Genomic DNA, 17304 nt, shown 5'->3' on the forward strand with positions numbered 1-17304 from the left:
GCCCGATGCCTTCGCTGTGCTCAGATCTCGACAGATTTGCCGGTCGCCGCGGCGTATCCGGCGCGGAAGCCCCACACCATCCCGGGACCGATGGTGCCGCCCGCTCCGCCGTAGGCCCGGCCGGTCACACCGGCCATGGCGTTGCCCGCCGCGAACAGGCCGGGGATGACCGCCCCGTTGACGTGCCTGACCCGGCCGTCCCGGTCGGTTCGCGGGCCGCCTTTCGTTCCCATCGCGCCCACGGTGACCGGCACGGCGTAGTACGGGGCGGTGTCGATCGGGCCGAGGGTGCGACCGGCGATGGTGGCGGCGCGCTCATCGCCCCACCAGCCGTCGTAGGCGCTCGAGCCGCGCCCGAAATCGGGGTCGGCCTCGGCGGCGACGTGGCGGTTCCACGCGGCGACGGTCGCGGCGAGCCCGTCGGGATCGATGCCGGTCCTGGCCCCGAGTTCGGCGAGATCCGCGGATTCGCAGAACCATTCGGGCACCGGATCACCGGGGGCGACGCCGAGGAAGCCGTACCTGCGCAGGTGGACGGCGTCGAAGACGATCCAGCCGGGGTCGTTGACGTAACCGCCCTTGGGATCGAGATAGTGGAAGGCGCCCGCCATCGAGTTGTACTCCGACGCCTCGTTGACGAACCGCTTACCCGCGCGATTGACCATGATGCTGCGCGGGCGCGTCCGCTCCAGGCGCACGCTGCGACTGCGCGGCTTACCGTCGATGGTGTCGCCGGGAATCCGGACGATCGGCACCCACCAGGCTTCGCTCATCGTGCCGAGGTCCGCGCCGTGCGCCATCGCCATGCGCAGCCCGTCTCCGGTGTTGTTCGGCGGCGAGACGGCGCCGTGCATGGGTCCGCGCAGGTAGGAGCGGACCAGGACCGGGTCCCACTCGAATCCGCCGGTGGCCAAGACGACACCGCCGCGCGCCCGGACCGTCGATTCGCCTGCGGCCGTGACGATCCGGACCCCGCTGATCGCGCCGTCCTCGGCGATCAGTTCCGTCGCCCTGACCCCGGTCCGTGGTACGACTCCGGCGTCGAGCAACCCCGCGAGCAACCCCGCGATGAGGGCGGCTCCCGCCACGCAGAGATCGGCCGACTCGTCGGCGATCGTCGCGTGCAGCCGGGCCCGCGTCTCGGCATCGAACCCCACGTTGCTCCAGTCCGCGGGGAAGGCGGTGATGCGGTCGCGCCATTCGCCGAGCCGGGACAGGTCGAACGCGACAGGGCTCAGCGATCGTCCGCCGCCCGGCCTGCCGCCGGGCAGTTCCGGTTTGTAATCCGGGAAGCCCTCGGCGATCTCGAAACGCACACCGCTGTGCGCCTCGACGAAGTCCACCATCGCCGCGCCGGTGCGCACGAAGATCTCGACCAGCTCGTCGTCCATCGAGTTCAAGGACTGGGCGTGCAGGTAGCTCAGCGCGTCGGCCACGCTCAGCGGTCCGTCGGCGCAGCGGTCGTGGGCGGGGATCCACGCGATCCCGCCCGAGACCGCGCTCGTTCCGCCGACAGTGGCCGCTTTCTCGAAGACGGCCACCGACGCCCCGTGCACCGCCGCGCTCAGTGCGGCGGTCAGGCCGGCGGCGCCGCTACCGAGGACCACCACATCGACCTCGACATCCGCCGTCGTGGCGGATCTTTCCTGCTGCTGCGAAGGCACTGCGCGATTTCCTTTCGGCTGGACGGGCAAGCCCCGGGCCCCCGGATCCGCTCATCCGAGCCGAACGCGGCGGGCGCTTCGAAGCACTCACCGGGCCGAGAACCCCGGGAGCCGAGACCGCGCGGATTCGGCGTGGCGTGGTCGACCCCGAAGCTTCCGCCCGGAGGAATACCGGTGGGGGAACCGCGGATCCGCCCGGGACGGGCGGAGGCTTCGAGCGGCCTACCAGCGGCGCCCGAGGTTCGCGAGACCTCCATTTGCATCTGAGAAGAATGGTATTCTCATCTGGCGGATGTGGCAATCCTTTCGCGGATCAGATGTTTCTGCACCTTGCCGCTGGCCGTCCGCGGATAGTCCTCGACCTCGAACAATCGCTCCGGCCACTTCTGACGCGCGATGCCCGCCGCCGCGAAGTGCGCTCGCACCTCGCCCACGGACGGCAGCGCGTGCCCCGGACGGATACGCAGCACCGCGCCGACCGCCTCCCCGAAGCGCTCGTCGGGCACGGCGACGACCACCGCCTCGGCGACCGCGGGTAGCTCGGCGAGCACCTCCTCGACTTCCAGCGCGCTGACGTTCTCGCCCCCGCGGATGATCACGTCGGATTTGCGGTCGGTGATCGTCAGGCAGCCGTCCGCGCCCAGGACGCCGATGTCGCCGGTGTGATACCAGCCCTCGTCGTCGAAAGCCTGGCCGGTGAGCAGGTCATCGGTATAGCCGAGGCACAGATCCGGCCCGCGGCTGAGGATTTCGCCGTCGTCGGCCAGCCGGATCTCGACACCCGGCATCGGCCTGCCGTCGGTGGCGAGGCGTTCCCACTCCGGAGCCGTGTACCGCGACGCGGTGATCGACGGGTGTTCGGTGCTGCCGTAGGCGCGGAACGGGATGAGGCCCATATTCGCGAGCCTGCGGGTCACCGAGACCGGGACCGCGGAGCCACCGAGTCCGACGTACCGGACGTGGCGGAGATGATCGGGGGTGAACTCCGGGTGATCGAGCAGGCTGGTGACGAAGTAGGGCGGTCCGCCACCCATCGAGAGACCATCGCTGCGCATCAGGGCCAGCGCACGGCCGGGATCCCAGACATCGGTCAGATGAACCGGTTTGGCGTGCAGCACCGGGATCAGGAACGCCCCGACCATGCCGATGAAATGCCCCACCGGGGTGGCCGTGAGCTGCTTGCCCCGATCCATTTCGTTCTGCTCGGCGAGCTGCCTGGCTTCACACCCCAGCGTCTGATGGCTGTGCACGACGCCCTTCGGGGCGCTCGTGGTTCCCGAGGTGAAGGCGATCAGGGCGGGACTCGCCGGATCCACCGCGATCATCCCCGCCATCGGCTCGTCGGCGAGCAGCTCCTCGAAGTCGATCTCCACCAGACCGACCAGCGGCACCCGGGCGCTCACCTCGGGGTCGAAGCTCAGCTTGCCGAACCGGTGCACCGTGATGAACACGGCAGGCCGGACGACGTCGAGAATGTGCGCGACCTCCTTGCGACCGTAGAAATGGACGATCGGCACCACCACCGCGCCGAGCACCGCGGCGGCCCAGAAGGTCGCGGCGGCCTCCATCCAGTTGGGCAGCTGGAACGCGATCGCGTCGCCCGGACGCACTCCGCGCGCTCGCAGGCCCGCGGCCAGCCTGCGAGCCACCCGCTCGACCTCGGCGAAGGTGCCCGACCACGGGCGCACATCGGAATGGACCCGGAACTCGACGCCGGGAGCGGCCGCGAGCCCTCGGCTCAGCAGCTCACCCAGCGTCTCCTGCCGCCACCAGCCTTCCCGCTCGTAGCGGGCTCGCAATTCCTCTGGGACCGTTCGCATCTCGACTCTCACTCACTACTCGGGCACGGCGCGATCTTTTCGACATCGGTGCAACAACCGGGTCGGCCGACGGGCCGGAGCAGCCCGCGCCCGTGATCGACGGAAATATCATTCTCCTAAACTGAAAGTAATACATCTCATGCTGCCGATCAGGAGTTGCTGGAAGTACACCACTCCACACAGAAGGCGTACCGCCGAACCGCAGTCACCGACGAGATCCACGGCACCGCAGAAAGCTTGCGGGGAAACTTTTGGTAGAGTACCGTTCTCATCGACGGCAAGGACAATTCTTGCTGAACGAGGCGGCGGGTCGACCACAGAGTCGGCGAGCGAGCCATTCGCCCGGACAGCCCCGGCTGCGAGGCCGTCAGCCCGTGCCCGGCAAACCGATCGCCTGCCCATCCCTGGCTCACCGCAGCGCGTGCGCCTCGGCGTTCCGGCAGACGCGTCATCCGTCGTCACCGCGTGGCCGTCGTGGCCATCGAAGAGAACGGAAGGTTCAGCTGTGGGACGTGCCGAGGGCAAGGTCGCGCTCATCACCGGCGCGGCGCGCGGGCAGGGCCGCAGTCACGCGGTGCGCCTGGCCGAGGAGGGCGCGGACATCATCGCGGTCGACCTCTGTGACGGCGGCTGCTACCCGAGTCTCAGCAGAGGAACATCATCGTGAGCATTGACGACGCAGTCGCCGATCAGGACCGCAAGAAGAACCGGTACCACTTCGACCGGCACACACCGGAATACCGGCACCGGTTCCAGGAGATCACCGAGGAACTGCACGCGAAGTGCCCGATCGCGTGGAGCGACACCTACGACGGTCACTGGGTGGCCAGCGGCGGCAACGCGGTCTTCGAGCTCGCCCGCTGCCCGCACGTCTCCAACGATCACGACCTGCACGGAGAACGGAAGGGCTACAAGGGAATCTCCATTCCGCCTGCCCGGCGCGCGCAGGTCGTCCGCGGTGGCATGCTGGAGATGGACGATCCGGAGCACCGGCTCTACCGCCAGGTGCTCAACCCCTACCTCTCCCCCGCCGCGGTCCGGCGCTGGGAGCCGGTGATCGACGAGATCGTGCGGGCGAGTCTGGACGAGAAGATCGAGAGCGGGCGGATCGACTTCGTCGATGATCTCGCCAACATCGTCCCGGCCGTGCTGACCCTCGCCATGCTCGGAATTCCGTTGCGGCAGTGGTCCATCTACAGCGAGCCGGTGCACGCCGCGGTGTACACGCCGGAGGATTCGCCCGACGCGGCGCGGGTGGCCGAGATGCACCGCGCGATGGGCATCGACCTGTTGACCAACCTCGCCGAGATCAAGCAGAACCCGCGGCCCGGCTTGGTGCGCGCGCTGACCGAGCTGCACATCGACGGCGAGCCCGCGCCGGACATCGAACTGCTCGGGATGCTCGGGCTGATCATCGGTGGCGGATTCGACACCACCACCGCGCTCACCGCGCACTCGCTGGAATGGCTGTCCGACCACCCCGACCAGCGCGAGTTGCTCAGCCGCGAGCGCGACACCCTGCTCGACTCGGCCACCGAGGAGTTCCTGCGTTTCTTCACGCCCGCGCCGGGTGACGGGCGCACCATCTCGGCCGACTGCGTCGTCGAGGACACCCGCTTCGAAGAGGGTGAGCGGCTGTGGCTTTCCTGGGCGATGGCCAACCGCGATCCAGCGATCTTTCCCGATCCCAACGAGGTGGTCCTGGATCGCAAGGGCAACCGGCACTTCAGCTTCGGTCTCGGCGTGCATCGCTGCATCGGGTCGAACGTCGCGCGCACCGTGTTCAAGTCCATGCTCACCGCTGTGCTCGACCGGATGCCCGACTACCGCTGCGATCCCGAGGGCACCGTGCACTACGAGACCATCGGGGTCATCCAGGGCATGCGGCACCTGCCCGCCACCTTCACGCCGGGACCGCGCCTGGGCGCCGGGCTGGCGGAGACCCTGGAGAAACTCCAGCGGATCTGCGACGAGCAGCAACTCGCGGCGCCGGTGACCGAGCGCCCCGACATCGCGCGGATCGGCTGACGTGTACCCGCGCACACCGGGAGATATGGGATGAGAACGCTTTCCGACGGCACCAGCACCCCCGTCATCGACGCCAGCGTGCACATCTTCTTCGCCTCGAACAAGGACATGCGCGGCTTCCTGCGCGAGCCGTTCGCCAGCCGCGGCATCCCGGACGCCGAGATGGATTGGTACGGCGCGCCGGGCGGAGAGTACGCCGAGGGCACCAGGGGGCCCGGCCGCGAGTACCCGGGGTCCGACCCGGACGTGGTCGGCGGGCACCTGTTCGAGACGCGTGGCGTGGACGTCGCGATCCTGCATCCCATGACCCGGGGCATCCTGCCGGACCGGCACCTGACCACCGCGATGTTGGCCGCGCACAACGAGATGATGGTGTCGCGGTGGCTGGATTCCGGCGCGTACGCCTCCCGGTATCGCGGCACCATCCGGGTGAACCCCGAGGACATCCCGGGGGCGCTGCGCGAGATCGGCAAGTGGGCCGGCCATCCCGGTGTCGTCCAGGTCGGTATCCCGTTGCAGTCGCGCGAACTCTACGGCAAGCCACAGTTCTGGCCGTTGTGGGAGGCGGCGGCCGAGGCCGGATTGCCGGTGGCGGCGCACATCGAGACCGGCGAGAGCATCGGCTTCCCGCCCACACCGTCGGGGCACACCCGGACCTACGAGCAGTATCTCGGGTTCATGTCGCTGAACTACATCTACCACCTGATGAACATGATCGCCGAAGGCGTGTTCGAGCGAATGCCGTCGTTGCGGTTCGTCTGGGCCGACGGCGCGGCCGATCTGCTGACCCCCTTCACCTGGCGGATGGACACCTTCGGCAGGCCGCATCTGGAGCAGACGCCCTGGTCACCGCGGATGCCCAGCGACTACCTGCCCGGTCACGTGTTCTTCGTCCAGGGCAGCCTCGACGGACCCGGCGACACCGAATTCGCCGCCGAGTGGCTCGGTTTCACCGGCAAGGAGGACATGGTGATGTTCGGCTCCAGTTATCCGCACTGGCACTGCGGGGACGTCGACGGGCTCGCCTCCACGCTCAGCGCCCGGCAGCGCGAAAAGCTCTGCTGGCGCAATGCGTCACAGCTCTACGGCATCGACATCCCGGCCGAGTTGGTCACCGAATAGCCGCGAACAAGGGAGACGACCATGACGCTGGCCCACCAGCAGCACCGCGCCCCGGCGCCCGAACAGGTCGCCGTCCGGGTCGTCGACTCGGACGTGCACCCCGTGCCACGACGCCGGGAACTCGTGGAATACATCCCCGAGCCGTACCGCAGCTCGTACTTTCTCAGTCACCGCGTCGGCGAGACGATCATCTACGACGCCCCCGACTACGCGCACTCCTACGCGATGCGGGTGGACACCTTTCCCGCGGACGGCGAATTCCCCGGCAGTGACCCGGAACTGGCCTTCCGGCAATTGATCGTGGAGGCGGGCTCCGACATCGCGATCCTGGAGCCGACGGTCAAGGCCACCCGGCTCCCCGAGGCCACTCAGGCGCTCGCGACGGGCGTCAACCACTGGCTGGCCAACCACTGGCTGGACCCGAAGAACAACTGGCACCAGCGCTGGCGCGGCTCGATCTGCGCGGCCATCGACGACCCGCAGGGCGCGGTCCGCGAGATCGAGCACTGGGCCGGGCACCCGTACATGGCGCAGATCCTGATCAAGGCCGAACCTCGTCCGGCCTGGGGCGATCCGAAGTACGACCCGATCTGGTCCACCGCGACCAAGCACGATCTGGTGGTCAGCTGCCATCTCGGCCGCGGGGCATACGAGACGATGCCCATGCCGCCGGTCGGATTCCCCAGCTACAACCACGACTTCATGGTCACCTACTCGTTGCTGGCGGCGAACCAGATCATGAGCCTGATCTTCGACGGGGTGTTCGACCGATTCCCGGAACTGCGAATCGTGTTCGTGGAGCACGCCTTCTCCTGGATCCTGCCGCTGATGTGGCGGATGGACGCCGTCTACGAAGCGCGCAAGTCGTGGACCGGAATTCGGCGCAAGCCCTCGGAGTACGTCAAGCAGCACATCAAGTTCACCACCCAGCCGCTGGACTATCCCGACGACAAGACCGAACTCACCCGGGCGTTCGAATGGATGGAGGCGGACAAGATCCTGCTCTACTCCTCGGACTATCCGCACTGGACCTTCGACGATCCCCGCTGGCTGGTCAAGCACCTGCCGCAGCACGCACGCGACCGGGTGATGTACCGCAACGGCATCGAGACCTATCACTTGCCGGAAACGGTGCCCGCCATCGACGGCCAGAGGCGGGTGTTCTGAGTGCCGGACGAATCCGAGACGCCACGGCTGGCGCAGGGGCGCGAGCACGTCGTCGCGACCGTCGACGAGATCCCGCCCGGCTCGTCCAAGGTGGTGCCGATCGGCCGGCACGGCGTCGGCGTCTACAACGTCGACGGAACGTTCTACGCCATCGCGAACTACTGTCCACACGAGGGTGGGCCGCTGTGCGCGGGCCGGGCCCGCGGACGCACCGTCGTCGACGAGTCCGTTCCCGGCGACGCGGTTATGGTGCGGGACAAGGAATACATCTACTGCCCATGGCATCAATGGGGTTTCGAGCTGGCGACCGGCACCACCGCGGTGAAGCCCGAATGGAGCATCCGCACCTACCCGGTCCGGATCGTCGGTGACGACGTCGTGGTCATGGCCTGAGGCGCCCGCGTGAACAGCGAAAGCGGCGCGGCCCGCGTGTCCTCGGTGGAGATCAACGGTGGCAAGGTCGTCTACGAGATCCTCGGCGATTCCGGCGATCTCGTCGTCCTGACGCCGGGTGGCCGGTTCGGCATGGACGTGCCCGGGTTGCGCCCGCTGGCCGAAGCCATCGTCGAAGGCGGATATACCGTGCTGCTGTGGGACCGCCCCAATTGCGGCGCCTCCGACGTGCAGTTCTACGGGCAGACGGAGTCGCACATGCGGGCGCAGACGCTCGACGGCCTGCTCTCCGCACTGGACGCGGGCCCCTGCGTGCTGGCGGGCGGCTCCGGCGGCGCCCGCGACTCGATGCTGACGGCGATGCTCTATCCCGAGCGGGTAACCAAGCTGGTGCTGTGGAACATCGTCGGCGGCATCTACGGGATGTTCAATCTGGGCGCCTATTACGTGCTGCCCAGCTTGCAGGTCGTGCGTGGAAGCGGGGTCGCGGGTCTGCCGCGGATGCGGGAGTGGCGCGAGCGGATCGCCCAGAATCCGGCCAATGAGCAGCGCCTGCTCGGCCTGGACCGCGACGAGTTCGTGAAGCTGTCGCTGCGGTGGCTCGGCGCCTATGTCCCGAAGCCGGGCCAGACGATCCCCGGAGTGGACGACGAGATGTTCGACCACATCCGCGTCCCCACGCTGATCATCCGTGGCGGGGCGGGCGACCTGGACCACCCCAAGCGCACGTCACTCGAGGTGAGCTGCCTGATCGAGGGCTCCACGCTGATCGACCCGCCGTGGCCGGAAGACGCCTGGGAGCGCGCGGTCGAGGAGCGCGCGAGCGGAAAAGTGAGCCACTACAACTTGTTCGACACCTGGGTGCTGGCGGCGCCCGCGCTCCTGAAGTTCCTGGACGGGTGATGGCCGGGCCCGCGCGCTCGATGTCCGGCGCCCGCCCGGGTCCCTCACCGGATGTGGATGCGGACCTCGCAGTTCAGCGACGCCTCCAGGGCGGTGTGAATCCGGCTCTCGGGCACCCGTTCCAGATCGGATTCGCGCAGCGTCACCGATACCACGTCGAAACCGTCGGCGTCCTGCGCCCGGGTGATCTCGCCGGTCACCCCGAAACCGGCGAGGACGCCGTGCGCGTCGTCATCGGTCCCGCGGCTGACGAAGGTCACCACACCGGCCGCCGGGGTGGTGCCGAACGCCGCGGCGCACACCCGCACCGCCTCGCGCACGGCGGAGTCGGGATCTTCTGTCGCGACCAGCAATTGGACTTCGCGCCGAGTGGCGGGCTTGCCCGGCAGATCGTCGTCCTGCGTCTCGGCCGGAATCGAGGCGGCGTGCGCGCGCAATGCCCGCATGCCGTCCGCCAGCTCCGTCGCGGTGAGCTGCCCGGCCGGGTCGACATTGATACGCACCACCGCGGTTCTCATGTCCGCAAGCGTAACCGCCGCTGCCGGAGAACGCCGTTCCGGTCAACGATCCACCATCAGCCAGAAGAGGTTGCCATGCAAGAAACTGTCGAGCCGGTCACCGGGCTCACCGTGGCCCCGGCGCCCGGCTGTGTGCCCCGCCTGCTGCGGGCGGACGGCGACGGCGAAGACCTCGCCGCGTACCGCGCAGCCGGTGGCTACCGGGCGCTCGACTCCGTAGACACGGTGCTGGCGCAGGTCCGGCACAGCGGATTGCTCGGTCGCGGCGGCGCGGCGTTCCCGATCGCCGTCAAACTGGGCGGCGTCCGGGAAGCCGGGCTGCGCGGGAACGAGACCGTGGTCGTCGCCAACGGGGAAGAAGGCGAGCCCGCCTCGGTCAAGGACAAATGGCTGATGCGCCACCGCCCGCACCTCGTCCTGGACGGGGTGCGGCTGGCGGCCGGAATGGTCGGCGCGCTGCGCGCCTACGTCTACGTCTCGGACCCGCGGTCCGCCCGCCGGATCGACGCCGCCCTGACCGAACTCGACGCGGCCGGACTCGGCGAGGTCGACATCGAGCTCGTCACCGTGGCCCCGGCCTATGTCGCCGGGGAGGAGACCGCGGCGGTGCGTGCCATCAACGGTGGCCCGGCTAAACCCTCGGACAAGCCGCCGCGCCCGTTCCAACAAGGCGTCGACGGGCTGCCGACGGTGGTCAGCAACGTGGAGACCTTGGCGCATCTGCCGTTCGTCCACCGGTACGGCGGTGCGGCATTCCGTGCGGTGGGCACCGTCCATTCGCCGGGCACCTTTCTGTCCACCGTCACCGGCGGCGGGCGTCCGCCCGCGCTGTACGAGCTGCCGCACGGCACGAGGTTCGCCGATGTGCTCGCCTTGCACGGCGTGGCGCCCGAGGAAGTGCGCGGCGCCCTGCTGGGCGGCTATTTCGGGGGCATGGTGGATCGTGCGGTGCTGACGGCCACGTTGGACCACGAATCGATCCGCGCCCTCGGCAGCGGCCTGGGATGCGGAGCGATCTCGCTGCTCACCGGCGAGTGCCCGGTCGCCGTGGCGGCGGCCGTGCTGAACTACTTCGACCGCGAGAACGCGGGCCAGTGCGGATCCTGCTTCAACGGCACCGCGGCGATGGCGGCGGCAACCACCGCGCTGCGCGACGGGCTGGCCTCCGCAGCGGACATCGAACGACTGGAGCGATGGTCGGTGGTGCTGCGCGGACGCGGCGCCTGCGGCACCTTGGACGGAGCGGCCAACGCCGCTGCCACGCTGCTGGCGCGATTCTCCGCGGAGGTCACCGCGCATCTCGAGGGTCGGTGCTCCACCTGCGCCTGCGGTGTCTACCTGGCCGACCGGCCGTTCGACGTGGAAGCGGTGATGCAGGCATGAGAATTCGGCTCGATCGGACGCTGTGCGACGGATTCGGCCTGTGCGCGAAACACGCGCCCGCGCATTTCTCGCTCGACGACTGGGGCTACGCGACCATGGAAGGGACCGGCGTCGTGGCGGCGGCAGACCAGGACGGAGTGCTGCGCGCGCTGCTGGACTGCCCCGTGCACGCCATCATCGCCCTACCCGAGCCCGAAACCGGCCCTCCCCCGGCGACTTCGGCGCCCGCCTCGGCGGCGGAGCCACTCGGCCAGGAGCCGCCGCGATGAGCGAGCACAGCAGGACGTCGGCGCGCACCGACACCTCGGAACCGGCGACGTCGGCATGTCGCACGGCAGGCCACCACCACTGCGAGACGAAGGCGGCGCGATGAGAATCGAGGTCGATTACCGCACCTGCGAGAGCAACGGCATCTGCATGGGCATCATCCCCGAGGTGTTCGAGCTGGACGACAAGGACGAACTGCACGTACTGCAGCCGGAGGTGACCCCGGAGGTCGAATCGCGCGTGCGCGACGCGATAGCGCAATGCCCGCGCGCGGCCATCTCTCTCATCGAGTGAGCCCCGCGAGCGCCCGTCCACCGTCCGGTCGGTCCGAAATGGGCGGGCGCGCAGCGGGTTCGCCGGTCGGCGGCCGACATGCCTCGAGGCCACCGACCGGCCGTCACTGCCGGGGCAGACCCAGGATGCGTTCGGCGATGATGTTGCGCTGGATCTCCGACGTGCCGCCCGCGATAGTGCCCGCGAAGCTGCGCACGAATCGCTCGAACCAGCCCGGCGCGGTCTCCTCCAGGTTGAACACGCTGTGCCGCGCCGTGATATCAGGATGCGGCAGCCCGCTCGGCCCCGCGGCCGCCAATGCATGTTCGGACCCGCGTTGCACGGCTTCGGAACCCAGCAGTTTGAGCACCGAGAGTCCGGGGCCGGCGTCCTCACCGCGCGCCGCCTTGGCCAGCGCGTCCGATCCGAGCAGACGCAGCGCGTGCGCGTCGAGGACGAGCTCGGCGTAACGATCGGCGGCCACGGCGGTATCCGGCCGGAAATCGGCCAGCAGACCGTCCAGCCGATCCGCGAAGCTGAGCCACAGCAGCGTGCGCTCGTGCCCGAGCGACCCGTTGGCTACCCGCCAGCCCTTGTGCAGCTCACCGACCAGGTTCTCGGCGGGTACCTCGACCTCGGTGAAGAACACCTCGTTGAAATCGAGGTCCGCCGGGTCGCAGACCGAGGCGAACGGCCTGCAGCGCACGCCGGGCAGATCGGTGGGGATGAGCAGGGCCGAGATTCCCCGGTGCTTCGGCGCGTCGGGATCGGTCCGCACGAACGCCAGCAGCACATCGGCATCGTGCGCACCCGAGGTCCAGATCTTGTGCCCGTCGACGACGAAGCGGTCGCCGCGCAACACCGCCCGGGTGCGCAGACCCGCCAGGTCCGAGCCCGCGTCCGGCTCGCTCATCCCGAGCGCGGCGGTGCGGTCGCCGCGCAGGATCGGTACCGCCCAGCGCTGTTGCTGCTCCGGCGTCCCGAAGGTGATCAGGGAGGCGGCGACGATACCGACGCCCTGCGGATTGAAGTACTCGTAGACGCGCCGCCGGGCCAGTTCCTCGCGATGCACGTATTGCTGCAGGATCCCGGCATTGCGGCCGCCGAACTCCGGCGGGTTGCCCGGCACCAGCCAGCCGTGCTCGAACAGCAGCCGCTGCCACTGCCGCGCCCATTCCGGGACATGGGCGGTCGATCGCGGGCGCTCACCCGCCGCGGCCTCCGGCGGCAGGTGCCGGTCGAGGAACGCGACGAACTCGGCGCGGAACGCCTCCACATCGTCATCGAAGGTCAGTTGCACGGTACTCCCTCGCAATCGTCGCGCGATGCTCGTCGGCGCCGCCGAGCAGCAGCTCCCCGGCCTTGGCCCGTTTCAACGCGAACTGCACATCGTTCTCCCAGGTGTAACCCATGGCGCCGAACAGCTGCAGGCCGTTGCGAAAGACCACCGCTTGGCAGTCACCCGCGGCCGCCTTGGCCATGACGGCGGCCAGCTGCCTGCGCGGGTCGTCGGCGGAGATGGTCAGCGCGGCCCAGTAGGTCAGCGCACGGGCGCGCTGGACGGCCACGTGCATGTCGGCGGCCTTGTGCGCCACGGCTTGGAACGCGCCGATCGGCGACCCGAACTGGCGGCGCACGCGCACGTGCTCGACGACCAGATCCAGCACTCGCTGACACGCGCCGACCATGGTGGCCGCGAGCCCGGTCAGGGCTACCTCCCTGGCGTGGCGCACATCGCGGCGCACTCGGTCGGACGGGCCGACGCGCACCTGTTCCAGCGTCACCTGGGCCACGTGCAGCAGCGGGTCGAACACCCTGATCCGGCGCGCGGCGACCCGGTCGGCGGGGACCACGAACACCCCGGCCCCGGTCGCGACCGCAAACCACTCGGCTCGGTCGCCGTCGAGCACCTGTGCGGTGCCGTCCAGCGTCCACCCCGCGCCGTCGCGGCGCGCCGAGATGCCGTCGAACACCGCGGAGGCCGCCGTCGCGGGGTGGGCGTCACCGGCCAACGGCGCGTAGTGGGTCATCGTGGCCAGGTACGGGGTCGGATCGGTGGCCCGCCCCAATTCCTCCAGCAGGATCGTCAGCTCGACCGTCTCGGACGGATCGGTGAGCGCGGTCCAGCCCTGGTCGAGATAGACCTTCCACAGGGGTCCGGGATCCGCGCCGCGATCGGCTATGTCCCTGATCAGCGCGGGGGGACAGTGTCTGGCGACCACGTCGCGCACGGTGTCCTGCCACAACCGCTGATCGGAGTCGAACTCCAGCAACATCCGATCGCCCTCCTCGACGACTCTCGGGAACCACTTCCCTCGAACTAGCGCGAGAATATGGTTCTTCAGTAACGATAATAGTAGTTTCAATTCTCAGATGCTAATGGCTGAAGAGGAAGAATTATGATTCCGAGCGAGTATCATGCGGTGATGCATGGTTTGCGACGGGTGCGAACGAGTCGGCGCGCGGGGTGGGGCGGCCATGACTGACGTCGAGGGGCGGCGTGAGCCTGCCTGGAAACAGCGCGCCGTGGAGCGATCGCTGCGCACGGCCACACTGCGGGCCGGACAGCGGGTGCAGCGGTTCCTCGACGCCGCGCAGGCGATCATCACCGAGAAAGGCAGTACGGATTTCACGGTGCAGGAGGTCGTCGACCGGTCGCGGCAGTCGCTGCGCAGTTTCTATCTGCAATTCGACGGTAAGCACGAACTGCTGCTCGCGTTGTACGAGGACGCGCTGGGCCGCACGGTCGAGCAGATCCGCGCGGCCACGATCAACAGCGGCGAGCCGCTGGACCGGCTGCGGACGGCGGTGGAGTTGCTGTTCCAGCTGTGCCGGCCGGATCCGGACGCACGGCGGCCGCTGTTCACCGAGTTCTCACCGCAATTGCTGAGTTCCCATCCGGCGGAGGTACGGATGGCGCACGCCTCACTGTTCGCACTGTTCGCCGATTTGATGACCGAGGCGCAGGCGGCGGGCAGGCTCACCGCCGCCGCCAATCCGCGCCGGCTCGCGGCGATGATCATGCATACGGTGATGTTCACCTCGCAGCCCGCGAACGCGGATCCCGAGGCCCGGCCGCTCACCCCCGAGGAGGTCTGGAACTTCTGCGCCCACGGCATCACGGGCCGCCGGGCCGGGAGCTGAACGATAACCATCCTCTCAAGTATTGAGAACTTGGTTTACACTACCAGGGTGATCTGGCGGATTCGCGCCACACTTCGAGGAGGTCAGCCGGTGGCTTACGTCATCACCCAGAACTGCTGCAAAGACGCCAGCTGTGTGGCGGCATGCCCGGTGGACTGCATCCGGCCCACGGATGACGAGCGCGGCACGCAGATGCTGTTCATCGATCCGGAGACCTGTATCGACTGCGGCGCATGCGCCGACGAGTGCCCGGTCGACGCGATCTATTCCGAGTTCGACCTTCCGCCAGAGATGGAACGGTTCCGGGAGATCAACGCCGCGTACTTCCGGCACCACCCCCTGGAGCCCGGAATGATCGAGCCGCTGACCAAACGCACATCGATCGAGCCGGGCGCACTGCGTGTCGCCGTCGTCGGCGCGGGCCCTGCGGCCTGCTACGCCGCAGCCGAACTGCTGGAGATCGGCGGCGTCGAAGTCGATCTGTTCGAGCGCCTGCCCACCCCGTTCGGCCTGATCCGGGCCGGCGTGGCGCCCGACCACCAGCGCACCAAATCGGTGGTGCGGATCTTCGATGCCGCCTTCGCCGACAGCCGATTCGGCTGCCACCTCAACGTGGAGATCGGGAAGACGCTGACCCATGCCGATCTGCTCGCACACCACCACGCGGTGATCTACGCCGTCGGCGCCTCCGCGAGCCGCGATCTGGGCATCCCCGGGGAGCACCTGCCGGGCCACCACGCGGCCGCCGAGTTCGTCGGCTGGTACAACGGGCACCCCGACCACACCGGGCGCCGGTTCGCTCTGTCGGCGCGCCGGGCGGTCGTCGTGGGGAACGGCAACGTCGCGCTCGACGTGGCCCGAGTGCTGCTGATGTCACCGGAGGACCTCGCCGCCACCGATATCGCCGAATACGCGCTGGAGGCGCTGGCGCACAGTCGCATCGAGGAGGTGGTCGTGCTCGGCAGGCGCGGTCCGCGCGACGCCGCGTTCTCGGTGGGCGAGTTCCACGCACTCGGACATCTGACCGGCATCGACGTGATCATCGAGGGCGGTGACCTCGCGGCGCACCCGGACGACGACGTGGAGACGGCGCTCACATTGGAGATCGCCCGCGAATTCGCCGCGCGCCCAGCGACCGAGGGCCACAAGCGGATCGTGTTCCGGTTCCTCACCTCGCCGGCCGAACTCGTCGGCGGCGAACACGTGGAAGAACTGCGCACCGTGCGCAATCGGATCGCCGAGGACGGAACATTCCTCGCGGGCTCCCTCGGCGGCGCGACGGATTCGATCGAAACGTCGCTGGTGCTTAGATCCATCGGTTACCAAGGCGATCCGGTCGGGGGCCTGCCCTACGATGCGCGCACCGGCACCGTGCCGAACCAGCAGGGCCGTGTCGTCGACGACACCGGAGCCGCTCTGCCCGGTGTCTACGTGGCCGGATGGATCAAACGCGGGCCGCGCGGTGTCATCGGAACCAACCGGACTTGCGCCGCGGAAACCGTCGCGGCGCTGCTGGCCGATTTCCACAGCGGGGCACTGGATCGGCAAGTGGACGACCGGGAAGCGTTGCGCGCGCGAATGATCGAGCGCGGCGCCGATGCCGTCGGATGGACGGGCTGGCGCGCCATCGACGCCGCGGAGCGCGAGCGCGGCGCCGCGGCCACCCGCCCCCGCGTCAAGTTCTTCTCCGTGGACGAGATGCTGGCGGTGGCACGGCGCTGATACCGGCGCACCCGAGGGCGTCGCGGTCGATGCGGCGACGCCCCTGGGCCGTCGGCTCAGTCCGCGGTTTGTCCCGTGCCCCTGGCACGCCACACCGAGACGGCCAGCGTCGAGACATCCAGGGCCTTGCTGAGTTCGATCTCCCCGCTGCCCGCGCGGGCCACAAACGCCTGCACAACCTTGTCCGGATCATCACTCAGCTCGTATACCGCGAGGTACCGGTGCACGGGCGCCGCGGCGTTTCCGCCGGGCAGGGCGGCGGGCACGAGCTCGAATCGCTGCCCGCTGGACACGCCCGGCACGGCGACCACCTCGGCGAGGTGCTTGGTGTCGTACCACTCGTTGAACTCCTCGTCCTGCCCCGCCACCGCGTTGGAGAACACCAGCATCTTCGATTCCGCCACGTTTCGCGTCCTTCCGCTCCGTCTCGGTGCCGGCCGTGCGCCGGGTCATCGTGAGACGATGAGAATATTACTTTCTGATCGTAAGAATATTGCTTGCAGAATGTGTGGGAAATGGCGACGGGCCGCGCGGGCGCCGCATTGCGGCGATCACGCGGCCCGTCGGGGACCCGGTCAGTCGCTGGCGGGGAGGGGCTTGGCCTCTTTCAGCGCCAGCCGGGTGGTGCCGACGCTCAGCGTCCCCGCTCCCGCCTTCGTCACGAGAATCTCGGCGCCGGAATCGTCGACGTAGCGCTTACCCATCAGATTGCCGTCGGCGAACTCCGCCGCCGGCTCGGCGCCGGTGGTGCGTTCCGCGCTGACCGGGACCATCGGAACACCCCCGGCGCGAAGATCGTCGAGACTGCCCGCGGCCTTCACCACGATCACCTCGGTGTCGCACACCTGACTGCGCAGGCGAGTGCCGTTCTTGACCATTGTCATCCTTTCCTGACGGTGA

The 17304-nt window shown here is 68.9% G+C and carries 17 protein-coding genes and 1 pseudogene; 11 read left to right on the forward strand and 7 right to left on the reverse strand.

Annotated elements, in window-relative coordinates; genetic code table 11:
- Positions 1-20: 20 nt before the first annotated feature.
- Together LTT66_RS34695 and LTT66_RS34700 are read right to left on the reverse strand one after the other, a co-directional pair.
- Positions 21-1664 carry an FAD-dependent oxidoreductase gene (locus LTT66_RS34695; protein ID WP_233062699.1) on the reverse strand — a complete coding sequence of 548 codons (1644 nt, stop codon included), beginning with the start codon at positions 1662-1664 and terminating at the stop codon, positions 21-23.
- A gap of 281 nt (positions 1665-1945) precedes the next feature.
- Complete coding sequence (locus LTT66_RS34700; protein WP_233062700.1) at positions 1946-3484, reverse strand: AMP-binding protein; 1539 nt, start codon at positions 3482-3484, stop codon at positions 1946-1948.
- 505 nt (positions 3485-3989) lie between these two features.
- On the opposite strand from LTT66_RS34700, the pseudogene LTT66_RS34705 reads away from it, so the two are divergent.
- From LTT66_RS34705 to LTT66_RS34730, 6 genes and pseudogenes are all read left to right on the forward strand, one after another.
- Positions 3990-4106 (forward strand): annotated as a pseudogene (locus tag LTT66_RS34705) (SDR family NAD(P)-dependent oxidoreductase); the annotation flags it as partial.
- Between the two features lie 41 nt (positions 4107-4147).
- Positions 4148-5512, forward strand: coding sequence for a cytochrome P450 (locus LTT66_RS34710; RefSeq protein ID WP_233062701.1), 1365 nt, complete (start codon positions 4148-4150; stop codon positions 5510-5512).
- Between the two features lie 30 nt (positions 5513-5542).
- Complete coding sequence (locus LTT66_RS34715) at positions 5543-6634, forward strand: amidohydrolase family protein (RefSeq protein ID WP_233062702.1); 1092 nt, start codon at positions 5543-5545, stop codon at positions 6632-6634.
- A gap of 21 nt (positions 6635-6655) precedes the next feature.
- Entirely contained in the window at positions 6656-7801 is a 1146-nt protein-coding gene (locus LTT66_RS34720) for an amidohydrolase family protein (RefSeq protein ID WP_233062703.1), read from the forward strand.
- Positions 7802-8194 (forward strand): Rieske (2Fe-2S) protein, encoded by a 393-nt coding sequence (locus LTT66_RS34725; RefSeq protein ID WP_040864065.1) that lies wholly within the window; start codon positions 7802-7804, stop codon positions 8192-8194. It begins immediately after the preceding gene.
- A gap of 36 nt (positions 8195-8230) precedes the next feature.
- Positions 8231-9097 carry an alpha/beta fold hydrolase gene (locus LTT66_RS34730; RefSeq protein ID WP_233069501.1) on the forward strand — a complete coding sequence of 289 codons (867 nt, stop codon included), beginning with the start codon at positions 8231-8233 and terminating at the stop codon, positions 9095-9097.
- Positions 9098-9141: 44 nt separating this feature from the next.
- On the opposite strand, the gene LTT66_RS34735 is transcribed toward LTT66_RS34730, so the two are convergent.
- Positions 9142-9615 carry a hypothetical protein gene (locus LTT66_RS34735; RefSeq protein ID WP_233062704.1) on the reverse strand — a complete coding sequence of 158 codons (474 nt, stop codon included), beginning with the start codon at positions 9613-9615 and terminating at the stop codon, positions 9142-9144.
- Positions 9616-9690: 75 nt separating this feature from the next.
- Between LTT66_RS34735 and LTT66_RS34740 the strand changes: the two genes are divergently transcribed.
- From LTT66_RS34740 to LTT66_RS34750, 3 genes are all read left to right on the forward strand, one after another.
- Positions 9691-10998: an NADH-ubiquinone oxidoreductase-F iron-sulfur binding region domain-containing protein gene (locus LTT66_RS34740; RefSeq protein WP_233062705.1), complete on the forward strand. Its 1308-nt coding sequence runs from the start codon at positions 9691-9693 to the stop codon at positions 10996-10998.
- Positions 10995-11267 carry a ferredoxin gene (locus LTT66_RS34745; RefSeq protein ID WP_233062706.1) on the forward strand — a complete coding sequence of 91 codons (273 nt, stop codon included), beginning with the start codon at positions 10995-10997 and terminating at the stop codon, positions 11265-11267. The genes LTT66_RS34740 and LTT66_RS34745 overlap by 4 nt, the downstream gene beginning before the upstream one ends.
- A gap of 100 nt (positions 11268-11367) precedes the next feature.
- Entirely contained in the window at positions 11368-11559 is a 192-nt protein-coding gene (locus LTT66_RS34750; RefSeq protein ID WP_233062707.1) for a ferredoxin, read from the forward strand.
- 103 nt (positions 11560-11662) lie between these two features.
- Here LTT66_RS34750 and LTT66_RS34755 read toward each other — a convergent pair whose 3' ends face one another.
- Together LTT66_RS34755 and LTT66_RS34760 are read right to left on the reverse strand one after the other, a co-directional pair.
- The gene (locus LTT66_RS34755) at positions 11663-12838 is read right to left on the reverse strand and encodes an acyl-CoA dehydrogenase family protein (protein WP_233062708.1); all 1176 of its coding nucleotides are present in this window, start codon (positions 12836-12838) and stop codon (positions 11663-11665) included.
- Entirely contained in the window at positions 12819-13814 is a 996-nt protein-coding gene (locus LTT66_RS34760) for an acyl-CoA dehydrogenase family protein (protein ID WP_233062709.1), read from the reverse strand. Before LTT66_RS34760 ends, LTT66_RS34755 begins: the two co-directional genes overlap by 20 nt.
- A gap of 202 nt (positions 13815-14016) precedes the next feature.
- On the opposite strand from LTT66_RS34760, the gene LTT66_RS34765 reads away from it, so the two are divergent.
- Both LTT66_RS34765 and LTT66_RS34770 read left to right on the forward strand, forming a co-directional pair.
- The gene (locus LTT66_RS34765) at positions 14017-14682 is read left to right on the forward strand and encodes a TetR/AcrR family transcriptional regulator (RefSeq protein ID WP_233062710.1); all 666 of its coding nucleotides are present in this window, start codon (positions 14017-14019) and stop codon (positions 14680-14682) included.
- 90 nt (positions 14683-14772) lie between these two features.
- Positions 14773-16404, forward strand: a complete 1632-nt coding sequence (locus LTT66_RS34770; protein ID WP_233062711.1) for an FAD-dependent oxidoreductase — start codon at positions 14773-14775, stop codon at positions 16402-16404.
- Between the two features lie 56 nt (positions 16405-16460).
- Here LTT66_RS34770 and LTT66_RS34775 read toward each other — a convergent pair whose 3' ends face one another.
- Entirely contained in the window at positions 16461-16808 is a 348-nt protein-coding gene (locus LTT66_RS34775) for a DUF4286 family protein (protein ID WP_233062712.1), read from the reverse strand.
- Between the two features lie 171 nt (positions 16809-16979).
- Positions 16980-17282 (reverse strand): hypothetical protein, encoded by a 303-nt coding sequence (locus tag LTT66_RS34780; RefSeq protein ID WP_233062713.1) that lies wholly within the window; start codon positions 17280-17282, stop codon positions 16980-16982.
- Positions 17283-17304: the final 22 nt, after the last annotated feature.

The organism is Nocardia gipuzkoensis, from assembly GCF_021183645.1.
Classification (GTDB): Bacteria; Actinomycetota; Actinomycetes; order Mycobacteriales; family Mycobacteriaceae; genus Nocardia; species Nocardia abscessus.